The sequence below is a fragment of the Niveispirillum sp. BGYR6 genome (assembly GCF_027568365.1).
GTDB lineage: Bacteria > Pseudomonadota > Alphaproteobacteria > Azospirillales > Azospirillaceae > Niveispirillum.
The window spans coordinates 924,608-935,955 of sequence record NZ_JANLNL010000002.1; the positions used below are offsets into that span (position 1 = coordinate 924,608).

The following is an 11,348-nucleotide window of genomic DNA, read 5'->3' on the forward strand; positions in this document are numbered from 1 at the left end:
CAGGCGGACCTTCGCGGGTCCGCCTTTTTTTTGCCATGGCGGCCGGGCGGCATCGCCCGCAACGGCTGGCAATCGCCCCCCCTTCTGCGCCATGATGCCCCCTTGCAGCGTAGCGCCCCGGGGCAGGATCATTCGTGAAGCGACAGACAGGACAAAGCCAGTTCCGCTGGACCGGTGAATTCACCGACACGGACCGGGAGGCGGCCTTCGCCCTGCGCAACCAGCGCCTGGATTTCAACATGGCGCATGTCTGCGTCATTGCCGCCACCCTGACCAGCCTGCTGTTCGCGCCGTTGGATTTCCTGACCGTCGATCCCCATCGGCTGGGCTGGTTTCTTTCCATCCGGGGCCTGATCCTGCTCTGGTGCATCCTGTCGCTGCTGGCCATGGCGCGGGCCCGGCCAGCACGGCTGCCGGCCGTCACCTTCCTGAACCTGTTCGTCTTCTTCAGCCTGAATGCGCTGGTCTTTGATCACCCAACGCTGCAGGTGCATGGTGGGGCCTTCTTCCCGCTGATCGCCATCGGCCTGTCGGCCAGCCTGCCCGGTGCTTTCATGCCGGCCATGGCCATCACCGCCTATGGGGCGGGGGTCAGCCTGCTCTGGTGGGGGGTGCTGGGCCAGCAGCCCAAACCGCCGATTGATCTGCTGATCATCGTGGCCCTGACCATCGTGGCCTTTTGCGTTGGCGGTGTGCTGCGGGCCAGTTCCAACCGGATGCGGCGCGAACAGTTCCTGAATGTGCTGCGCGAACAGGCCAGCAACCGCGAACTGGCCGAAGCCAAGCGCCAGGCAGAGCTGACCGCCTCCGCCAAAGCCGATTTCCTGGCGATGATGAGCCATGAGATCCGCACGCCGATGAATGCCATCATGGGCATGGCCGGGCTGCTTCACCGTGACAGCCCCCGGCCCGATCAGGAAAGGCGGCTGGATATCATGCTGGCGGCCGGACGGCGGCTGGTGCATCTGCTGGATGATGCGCTGAACCTGTCGCGGTTTGAGGCCGATGGCATCGGCCTGAAACCCGCCCCGGTGGACCTGCCGCGCCTGCTGGATGAGGTGGCGGCCCTGATGCGCCCGGCGGCGGATGAAAAGGGCTTGGCCATCCTGCTGGATATCGGTGCCCTGGCCCCCGCCCATGTGGCCGATGGGCTGCGGGTGCAGCAGGTGCTGATCAACCTGCTCTCCAACGCCATCAAATATGCGCCCAGCGGTGCGGTGGAGGTGGGGCTGCACAGCCAGCCCCTGCCCGATGGGCGCGATGAGCTGGTGCTCAGCGTGGCGGATCGCGGCCCTGGCATCCCCGATGCGGCCAAACAGCTGATCTTCGAACCGTTCCGCCAATATGGCGCCTCGGATCGGGCCGATGGGGCCGGGCTGGGCCTGTCCATCGTGCGGCGGCTGGCCGATGCCATGGGCGGGGTGGTGACGGTGGCCGACCGGCCGGGCGGCGGGGCCCTGTTCGGCTTCCGCTTCCCCGCCCGGCCCACGCAGCCCCTGCAACCGCCGGCCCCCGTACCGGTCGCGCCGCCGCTGGTGCCGCTTTCCATCCTGGTGGTGGATGATGCGGCGGAAAATCAGGCGCTGCTGCGCGGTCTGCTGGAACCACATGGCCACCGTGTCACGGTGGTGGAGGATGGCGGAGAGGTCTGCGCGGCACTGGCCCGCGACCAGTTCGATCTGGTGCTGATGGATATCCGCCTGCGCAGCGTGGATGGGGTAGAGGCGACGCGCCGGGTAAGGGCCCTGCCCGACCCCAACCTGGCCCTGCTGCCCATCATCGCTGTTACCGCCAATGCCAGCCCGCTGGACGAAGCGCGCTATCTGGAAGCCGGCATGGATGAGATGCTGGCCAAGCCGCTGGAACCCGACCGGCTTTATGCCATGCTGCACCGCTATGCCCCGGCCGCCAGCCCCCTGCCCGCCGCTCCCGCGCGGGAACCGCCCAGCCGCACCGGCACCGCCCAGGGCCTGTTCCTGGAGGCGTGCCGGGAGCAGAAAAAGCGCCTGCGGGCCGCCTTACTGCAGGGTGACAGCGCGTCCCTGGCCGCCAGCGCCCACCGGCTGCGCGGCTCGGCCGCCAGTTTCGGCCATGGCGACCTGTCAATTGCCGCCGGCGCGCTGGAAACGGCCCTGGCCGATGGCATGGCGACAGATGATTTCGCCTTGATTTTGCTGGTAGAAAAGCTGCTGATCCAGATCACCCGCGTGCTGGAACCGGACGGAGCCCCGACATGAACAAGTCCGCGACCATCCTGGTGGTGGAGGACGCGCCGGAAATGCTGGAACTGATCGCCGGCGCGCTGGAGGATCAGGGTTTTGCCGTGGTGCGGGCGCGCAATCTGGCCGATCTGCGCCGCTGCCTGCCCTGGGCCAAGGCCGATGTCATCCTGCTGGATATCAACCTGCCCGATGGCGATGGCCTGACAGCGGCGGTTGAACTGCGCCTGCGTGACAAGGCCGGGCTGATCTTTGTCACCGCCCGCGATGCGGAAGAGGATCGTGTCCTGGCGCTGGAAAAGGCCGGCGATGATTATCTGACCAAGCCGGTCTCGGTGCGCGAGCTGATCGCCCGCATCAATAATGTGCGCCGCCTGCGCGATGCCAAGGCGGTGGCGCTGGTGGAGATTGATGGCTGGAACCTGGACCCGATCCGGCGCGAACTGTTCCGCCCGGACGGCAGCCTGCTGCCGCTGACGACGGGTGAATTCAACATCCTGGCGGCCCTGGCGGCGGCCCGGCCGCAGCCGTTGGACCGGGATTTCCTGCTGGATGTGATCAGCAACCGCGACCCGCGTTCGGTGACGGCGCACACGGTGGACACGCTGATCGGCCGCCTGCGCCGCAAACTGGACCTGCCCCAGGGCGGCGGTCTGATCATCACCACCATCCGGGGGGCGGGCTATGCCCTGTCCGATGCGGTTGAGGGTCGGGCGGAGAAATAGCGCGTTGGGAGATATGTTACTCATCCACACTGCAGCTGTTGATTTCGTCGAATGTTTTGTGCAAATTGCGGTCCTTGCGTGGGCCTGTAGCTCAATGGTTAGAGCCGACCGCTCATAACGGTCTGGTTGGGGGTTCGAGTCCCTCCGGGCCCACCACTCTTTTCAAGGAGTTAGCGTCGCCACGTTGGCGACGCTAACATCTCGCAAGTGAGCTGTAAGTGCAATGGGCGTCGGCGGACGGCCAGGAACGGCGGCGTTGTCCGGCGGTTACGGCATCCGGCCCCTTGGTCCCCCTGGAACAGCCTTCATCGTCCCCTCCGGTGCGCCCCGGCCTTTCCTGTCGCCCCCCTCTTCATGCTATGAAACCGGGTGCCCGTTGATGGGTGACGCCTAGGTTTTCAGTGCAGAATTCGGGACCGTTGGACATGAATGCGATTGAGATCGAACAGGCCATATCCGAGCTTGCCGAACAGACGTTCGATGCTGCGGAGTTTCCGTTCGCTTTCCTGATGGCGTTCGGGAACAAGGAGACGACGATCCGCCGCCTGCGCAAGGGGGAGACGAACAAGTCCGACCTTGCCAGCCCGTGGGGCGGCGTGCTGCAGGCCAACAATATCCATATCGCCGTGGCACCCAAGGGAGCGGTGACGCAGGCCCTGGCCGCGTTGAAGGCCAGCCCGGCAACGGCCAAGCACAAGGCCAAATACATCCTGGCCACCGATGGGGAGATGCTGGAGGCTGAGGAACTGGCCAGTGGGGAGGTGGTGGCCTGCCACTATGCCGATTTCCCCAACCATTTCGGTTTCTTCCTGGCGCTGGCCGGCATCACCACGGTGCAGCAGATCAAGGAAAATGCCTTTGACATTCGGGCGACCAGCCGCCTGAACCGCCTCTATGTAAGGTTGCTGGAGGATAACCCGGACTGGGGTGCGGCCGACCGACGGCACGACATGAACCATTTCATGGCCCGGCTGATCTTCTGTTTCTTTGCCGAAGATACCGACATTTTCAACGGCACCGGCCTGTTCACCGCCACCGTGGAACAGATGAGTGCGCGCGATGCGTCCGACACGCATACGGTGATCAGCGCCATTTTCCAGGCGATGAACACGAAGCCGCACGACCGCGCCCATTCGGGCCTGCGCCCCTGGGCGGATCAGTTTCCCTATGTGAATGGCGGCCTGTTCTCCGGCTCTGTCGATGTACCACGGTTCAGCCGGATCGCCCGATCCTATCTGCTGGCCATTGGCAGGCTGGATTGGACCAAGATCAATCCCGACATTTTCGGGTCGATGATCCAGGCCGTGGCGGATGATGAGGAGCGCGGGGCGCTGGGTATGCATTACACCAGCGTGCCCAACATCCTGAAAGTCCTGAACCCGCTGTTCCTGGATGATCTGCGCGCCAAGCTGGCCGAGGCGGCGGACAATCCCCGCATGTTGTTGAACCTGCGCAAGCGCATGGCGCGCATCCGTGTGTTCGACCCAGCCTGTGGATCGGGCAATTTCCTGGTCATCGCCTATAAGCAGATGCGGGAGATCGACGCGGAGATCAATCAACGGCGCGGGGAACCGGGCCGGAAGAGTGATATTCCCCTGACCAATTTCCGGGGCATCGAGCTGCGAGACTTCCCGGCGGAAATCGCCCGGCTGGCCCTGATCATCGCGGAATATCAATGCGACGTGCTGTATCGCGGGCAGAAGGAGGCGCTGGCGGAGTTTTTGCCGTTGGATGCGCAGAATTGGATTGTCTGCGGCAATGCCCTGCGGCTGGATTGGTTGAGCATTTGTCCGCCGGCGGGCACGGGGGTGAAGCATCAGGCCGATGATTTGTTCCATACGCCGCTGGATCAATCGCAGATTGATTTTGAGAATGATGGAGGCGAGACGTATATTTGTGGGAATCCGCCTTATCTTGGCTCGACTTGGCAGAACGACGGTCAAAAAGCCGATCTACAAGCCATTTTGGGCCATCGCACGAAAAGCTGGAAGTCGCTTGATTATGTAGCAGGTTGGTTTATGAAAGCGGCCGATTACGGAACGCAGACCAACGCGGCGACAGCCTTCGTGTCGACCAACAGTATTTGCCAAGGCCAACAGGTGCCGATCCTCTGGCCATTGATTTTCAATTATGGCCACGAAATCGTGTTTGCGCACACCAGCTTCAAATGGGCGAACCTTGCAAGCAACAAGGCTGGTGTGACTGTGGTGATCGTTGGCATCTCCAATCATGCCAGCAAGACAAGGCTCCTTTATAGTCTAGACGATAAAAATAACTCCATTGTCAAAGAAGTGACTAACATCAACGCCTACCTTGTCGCTGGGCCTAATGTGGTCGTGGTGCCACTTTCAAGGGCGTCTGACAACCGCAGTCTTATGGAGTGGGGAAACAAACCTACCGATGGCGGGAACCTGATCCTTAGCTCCGATGAGAGGCATGAGATTATTGAGAATTATCCCACCTCAAGAGATTATCTCCGTAGATATGTTGGCTCGCGGGAGTTGATCGACGGATCGCTCCGGTGGTGTCTTTGGATCACTGACGAGCGCCGAGCTAGTTCTGAAGAGATTCCACCAATAAAAAAACGAATAGAACGCGTCCGCGATTACCGGGAGAATAGTAGCTCGGCAGATACTCGCCCGACAGCCTCTTTCCCACACAGATTTAGGCAGATTCAGCGCATTGCAGACGAGAAACAAATTCTGGTTTCTGGCGTCTCATCTGAAAACAGACCCTATCTGCCGGCTGATATTTTCCAGGAAGACGCTATCGCCTCAAACAAGTGCTTCGCCCTCTATGATGCCCCGCTCTGGAACTTGGCGCTGATCGTCTCGCGACTGCACTGGGTATGGATTGGAACGGTGTGCGTCCGTATGCGAACTGACTTCTCCTACTCCAACACCCTCGGCTGGAACACCTTCCCCGTCCCCACCCTGACCGAGAAGAACAAGGCCGACCTGACCCGCTGCGCCGAGGATATCCTGCTGGCGCGGGAGGCGCATTTCCCGGCCACCATCGCCGACCTCTATGACCCGGACAACATGCCGGATGACCTTCGCCAGGCCCATGAGCGCAATGACGAGGTCCTGGAGCGTATCTATATCGGGCGGCGGTTCCGCAATGATACCGAACGGCTGGAAAAACTGTTCGATCTCTATACCAAGATGGTGGCGGCACAGCCGGCCAAGAAGGTGGGGAAATCGGGGAAGGGGCGAAAGGCATGAGTGACGGTGAAGCCCCCCTGACCCCACCACCCGAGGGCTATGCTTCCTGGCTGGCCGACCTGAAGGGACGCATCCACAGTGCCCAACAGCGAGCCACCCTGGCGGTTAACCGCGAACTGGTGTCGCTCTACTGGCAGATCGGCCGGGACATCCTCTCCCGGCAGGCCGAACAGGGCTGGGGGGCCAAGGTCATTGACCGGCTGGCCACGGACCTGCGCGCGGCGTTTCCGCAGATGAAGGGGTTTTCCCCCCGTAACCTGAAATATATGCGGGCCTTTGCCGAGGCCTGGCCGGATTCCGAATTTGTGCAGCAGGTTGCTGCACAATTGCCGTGGTTTCACAATGTCGTGCTTCTGGACAAGCTGCCCAACCCGGAAGCCCGCCGCTGGTACGCCGCGCAGGCCATAGAGCATAACTGGTCCCGCAACGTGCTGGTGATGCAGATTGAAACCCGCCGGTTGGAACGCAGCGGCCAGGCGCAAACCAACTTTGATACACGCCTGCCCAAGCCGCAATCCGATCTGGCGCGGGAATCGCTGAAAGACCCCTATCGGTTCGACTTCTTGCAGCTTGGTGACGAGGCGCAGGAACGCGATATCGAAAATGCCCTGGTGCGGCATGTCACCGATTTCCTGCTGGAACTGGGGGCCGGTTTCGCCTTTGTCGGGCGGCAGGTGCTGTTGGATGTGGGGGGCGATGAGTTCTTTATCGACCTGCTATTCTATCACCTGAAATTGCGCTGCTATGTGGTGATCGAGCTGAAGGCCGGGAAGTTCAAGCCGGAATATCTGGGTCAGTTGGGCTTTTACCTGACCGCCGTTGATGCCCAGATGAAACATGCCGATGACGGGCCGACCATCGGGTTGCTGCTGTGCAAGACCAAGAACAAGGTCGTGGCGGAATATGCCCTGCGCGACAAGGCCCAGCCCATGGGGATCGCCGAATATCAACTGGCGGAATCCCTGCCGGCGGAATTTCAGACGAACCTGCCCAGCATCCAGCAGATTGAGCGGGAGTTGGCCGGTGAGGATGAATTGACCGACGATGATCCTCCATGACACCAAGGGCCAAGCAGGGGCCCGTCAGATTTCTTGATCGGGTTTTGATCGGATCGGGGGATGCGGGACGGGGCTTGACGGGTGAGGTGAGTAATATCAGATGGTTACGGCTCTCGCGCCGACCTTTTGGTTCTTGATCGGGTTTTGATTGGCGGGGTTTTCCCCTCTCCCTTGTGGTGGTACAGGAACGAAAATGACCAAGAATGTCCCTTCCGTCTCCGTCTCCTACACCCGTAACGGCAGCTCGACCAAGGCCAACGCCCTGGGCATGCGGCCGATGCAGGAACGGGCCTATGAGAAGCGGGGGGAGCCATATCTGCTGATCAAATCGCCGCCGGCATCGGGGAAAAGCCGGGCGCTGATGTTTGTCGCCCTGGACAAGCTGCATAACCAGGGGCTGCGCCAGGCCATCATCGTGGTGCCGGAACGGTCCATCGGGTCCAGCTTCAATGACGAACCACTGACCAAATACGGGTTCTGGGCCGATTGGGTGGTGGCCCCGCAATGGAACCTGTGCAATGCCCCCGGCACCGATGGCGGCAAGGTGAACGCGGTCGGCAGCTTCCTGGAAAGTGCCGACCGGGTGCTGGTCTGCACCCATGCCACCTTCCGCTTTGCCGTGGACCGGTTCGGGGTGGAGGCGTTTGACGACCGGCTGATTGCCGTGGATGAATTCCACCATGTCTCCGCCAGCCCGGATAACAAGCTGGGCCTGCATCTGGGCCAGTTCATCGCGCGCGACCGCGTGCATATCGTGGCGATGACTGGTTCCTATTTCCGGGGCGATGCGGAAGCGGTGCTGGCCCCGCAGGACGAGTCGAAGTTCGACACCGTCACCTACACCTATTATGAGCAGTTGAACGGGTACGAGCACCTGAAGCAGCTCGACATGGGCTATTTCTTCTATGCCGGCTCCTATGCCGACGACATCCTGGAGGTGCTTGATCCGGGGCAGAAGACGATCATCCATATCCCCAGTGTCAATTCACGGGAAAGCACCAAGGACAAGCTGAAAGAGGTGGAGCATATCACCGACGCCCTGGGCAAATGGCAGGGCATTGATCCGGTGACGGGCTTTCAATTGGTGCAGCGCCCGGACGGCAAGGTGCTGCGCATCGCCGATCTGGTGGATGATGATCCGGCCAAGCGCGACCGCGTTTCCGCCGCCTTGAAAGACCCCGCGCAGAAGAATAACCGCGACCATGTCGATATTATCATCGCCCTGGGTATGGCCAAGGAAGGGTTCGACTGGATCTGGTGCGAACACGCGCTCACCGTCGGTTACCGGTCCAGCCTGACGGAGATCGTCCAGATCATTGGCCGCGCCACCCGTGATGCGCCGGGCAAGACCCGCGCCCGCTTCACCAACCTGATCGCCGAACCCGACGCCTCGGAAGAGGCAGTGACGGAGGCGGTGAACGACACGCTGAAGGCCATTGCGGCCAGCCTGCTGATGGAACAGGTGCTGGCCCCCCGGTTTGAGTTCAAGCCCAAGAACCCCGGCAATGGGCCGACGCCCGGCTTTGACTATGGCGAGGCCGGCTATGACCCGACCAAATGCAATGTCGGTTTCAACGAACAAAGCGGCCAGTTCGAGATTGAGATCAAGGGCCTGGTCGTGCCCAAAAGCCCCGAGGCGCAACGCATCTGCCGCCAGGATTTGAACGAAGTGATCGCCGCCTTTGTCCAGGACAAGGGCACGATTGAGCGCGGGCTGTTCGACAGTGAACTGGTGCCAGAGGAACTGACCCAGGTCCGCATGGGCAAGATCATCAAGGCCAAATATCCCGAACTGGATGATGCGGATCAGGAAGCCGTGCGTCAGCACGCGGTCGCCGCCTTGAACCTGACGCAGCAGGCCAAGGACATTGCCTCTGGTGGCGGCGCGGACAGTGGCGACGGGGAGCGCAGTGCCAACACCGCCTTTGTCGATGGCGTGCGCAAATACACCATGGATGTGCGCGACCTGGATATCGACCTGATCGACAGCATCAACCCGTTCGGTGAAGCCTATTCCATCCTGGCCAAGACCATGAGCGAGGAGAGCCTGAAACAGGTGGCCGCCGTGATCGCCGCCAAGCGCATCAACCTGACCATGGAGGATGCAAGGCTTCTGGCCAAACGCGCGCTTGAATTCAAGCAGCAACGCGGCCGGCTACCGTCTATAACGTCGCCCGATGCCTGGGAAAAGCGTATGGCCGAAGGCGTGGCCTTCCTGGCGCGGATGAAGGCGGAGGCGGCCCGTGGCTAACAAGTTCACCGATGAGGATGATGCGCTTCTGGAAGCGTTGGGGATCGATGTCGAAGCCCCCAACCAATCCAGCCGCACCCCCCGCGAGGAACGGATCATCGCCGGGTTTGAGGAAATCCAGCGATTCGTTGAGCAGCATGGACGCGCCCCCCAGCACGGGGAAGATCGCGACATTTTCGAGCGGCTTTATGCTGTCCGGCTGGATCGGTTGCGGGAGCAAGCGGACTGCCGCTCCCTGCTTGAGCCGATGGATCATCAGGGGCTGTTGAGCGGCGCGCTGACGCTGGCATCGGTCGGTGATGATCTGGACGATGATGCGCTGCTGGCCGAACTGGGCGTGGGTGAGGAGGGTGCTGACAGCGTCACTAACCTGCGCCATGTCCGTTCCACCGCGGAAAAGCGGGCGGCGGAAGAAATCGCCAACCGGGAAAAGTGCCCGGATTTCCCCAAGTTCAAGCCGCTGTTCGCCCAGGTGCAGGCCGACCTTGATTCCGGTGTCCGCACCACCCGGCCCTTCGTAAAGGATGCCGGCTTTGGCAAGGCCGACATCGCCAAAGGGGAATTCTTCATCCTGGGTGGACAGGTCGCCTATGTGGCTGAGGTAGGGGAGACGATCAAGGCCCCCAATGGCGAGACGGATGCCCGGCTGCGGGTGATTTACTCCAACGGCACGGAAAGCAACCTGCTGCTGCGGTCGCTGCAACGGGCGCTGTACAAGGACGACGCGGGACGACGCATCACTGACCCCGTTGCCGGACCTCTGTTTGCCGACCGCAGCGAAGAGGGTGACCATGCCACCGGCACGGTCTATGTCCTGCGCAGCAAGTCGGACCATCCCACCGTCGCTGCGAACCGGGACCTGGTGCATAAGATTGGCGTCACGGGGGGGGATGTTGACCGCCGCATCGCCAATGCAAGGTTAGACCCGACATTCCTGATGGCGGATGTGGAAGTCGTTGCGACCTACCAGCTTTACAATATCAACCGCACCCGGCTGGAAAACGTCATTCACCGGATTTTCGGGGCGGCCCGCCTGAATATCGAGATCAAGGACCGCATGGGCATTCCAATCGTGCCCCGCGAATGGTTCCTGGTTCCCATCTTCGCCATTGATGAAGCCATTGAGCGAATCAGAGATGGGTCGATCAGCGAGTACGTCTATGATGCGCAGTTGGCAAAGTTGGTGCTGGCTGGGGCTGAGGTGGCGTCAGGCCGATAGTTCGTCAATCTTCCTGAACAGCACCCCCCTTAGCTCCCGCAGCTCCTCAAACGCCGCATCCACCATCTCCGCCGACACGACTTCTCCCCGGCGGTCTGCCAGCCACAGCTTCAGCAGGCCGCCGACGCGGCCGAGGTCGGCGTGCAGGCGGATCAGTTCCATGATGGCGTCGTAGTCCAGCATGCTGCGGATCGGGTGGTTCAGGCCGGCGGTGCGCAGGTAGGCGGACAGGGACAGACCGGCCATCTTCGCCAGGGCTTCGATGCGTTCCCGCTCCTGGTCGTTGACCACGACGCGCAGGGTGCGTTGCCGGTCCCTGGGGGCCTGGGCTGGATCGTCCCGCCGGTCTGTCATTGCCATTTCCATCCTTCTCCCGCTTTTGGTCTGGCGGATGCCGGATCGCGTCGAGCCGTCGGCGAGTAAGCTGTAATGTTGGGCTGTTGGCCAACATTACCTATCCTGCCCGGCTGCGCATATAGTTCATGTGTTCGTGACAATACTGATTTCTTCGCAACTCATCGATATTAGTGTAAGCGTCAGCCGTTCCCCGCGTTTTTTTTGTTTTTCAGGCGTTTGGCGGCAGCGTTTCTGCGGTTTGCGATGCGGCTGAGAGCGTATTGCATCGGGATTTCATCGATGGTGTGGGGATCGT

The 11,348-nt window shown here is 61.5% G+C and carries 7 protein-coding genes and 1 tRNA gene; 7 read left to right on the forward strand and 1 reads right to left on the reverse strand.

Translation table 11 applies throughout. The features are described from left to right. The first annotated feature begins 134 nt into the window (after nucleotides 1-134). From PCJ49_RS08175 to PCJ49_RS08205, 7 genes are all read left to right on the forward strand, one after another. Entirely contained in the window at nucleotides 135-2,237 is a 2,103-nt protein-coding gene (locus PCJ49_RS08175; RefSeq protein WP_269910489.1) for an ATP-binding protein, read from the forward strand. Continuing rightward, nucleotides 2,234-2,944, forward strand: a complete 711-nt coding sequence (locus PCJ49_RS08180; RefSeq protein WP_269910490.1) for a response regulator transcription factor — start codon at nucleotides 2,234-2,236, stop codon at nucleotides 2,942-2,944. Before PCJ49_RS08175 ends, PCJ49_RS08180 begins: the two co-directional genes overlap by 4 nt. A gap of 80 nt (nucleotides 2,945-3,024) precedes the next feature. Next, nucleotides 3,025-3,100 (forward strand) — tRNA-Ile (locus tag PCJ49_RS08185). Between the two features lie 269 nt (nucleotides 3,101-3,369). Then, the gene (locus PCJ49_RS08190) at nucleotides 3,370-6,168 is read left to right on the forward strand and encodes a DNA methyltransferase (protein ID WP_269910491.1); all 2,799 of its coding nucleotides are present in this window, start codon (nucleotides 3,370-3,372) and stop codon (nucleotides 6,166-6,168) included. Further along, complete coding sequence (locus PCJ49_RS08195; RefSeq protein ID WP_269910492.1) at nucleotides 6,165-7,226, forward strand: PDDEXK nuclease domain-containing protein; 1,062 nt, start codon at nucleotides 6,165-6,167, stop codon at nucleotides 7,224-7,226. Before PCJ49_RS08190 ends, PCJ49_RS08195 begins: the two co-directional genes overlap by 4 nt. Nucleotides 7,227-7,419: 193 nt before the next feature. Beyond that, the gene (locus PCJ49_RS08200) at nucleotides 7,420-9,477 is read left to right on the forward strand and encodes a DEAD/DEAH box helicase (RefSeq protein ID WP_269910493.1); all 2,058 of its coding nucleotides are present in this window, start codon (nucleotides 7,420-7,422) and stop codon (nucleotides 9,475-9,477) included. Beyond that, complete coding sequence (locus PCJ49_RS08205; protein WP_269910494.1) at nucleotides 9,470-10,696, forward strand: GIY-YIG nuclease family protein; 1,227 nt, start codon at nucleotides 9,470-9,472, stop codon at nucleotides 10,694-10,696. The genes PCJ49_RS08200 and PCJ49_RS08205 overlap by 8 nt, the downstream gene beginning before the upstream one ends. Here the strand turns inward: PCJ49_RS08205 and PCJ49_RS08210 are convergent. After that, on the reverse strand, nucleotides 10,685-11,056 hold the full coding sequence (locus PCJ49_RS08210; RefSeq protein WP_269910495.1) for a hypothetical protein: 372 nt from the start codon (nucleotides 11,054-11,056) through the stop codon (nucleotides 10,685-10,687). The genes PCJ49_RS08205 and PCJ49_RS08210 overlap by 12 nt on opposite strands. Nucleotides 11,057-11,348: the final 292 nt, after the last annotated feature.

Coding starts and splice junctions, on each gene's coding strand:
- PCJ49_RS08180 (WP_269910490.1), top strand. CDS start 2,234: ATGAACAAGTCCGCGACCATCCTGGTGGTGGAGGACGCGCCGGAAATG.
- PCJ49_RS08190 (WP_269910491.1), top strand. CDS start 3,370: ATGAATGCGATTGAGATCGAACAGGCCATATCCGAGCTTGCCGAACAG.
- PCJ49_RS08195 (WP_269910492.1), top strand. CDS start 6,165: ATGAGTGACGGTGAAGCCCCCCTGACCCCACCACCCGAGGGCTATGCT.
- PCJ49_RS08200 (WP_269910493.1), top strand. CDS start 7,420: ATGACCAAGAATGTCCCTTCCGTCTCCGTCTCCTACACCCGTAACGGC.
- PCJ49_RS08210 (WP_269910495.1), bottom strand. CDS start 11,056: ATGGCAATGACAGACCGGCGGGACGATCCAGCCCAGGCCCCCAGGGAC.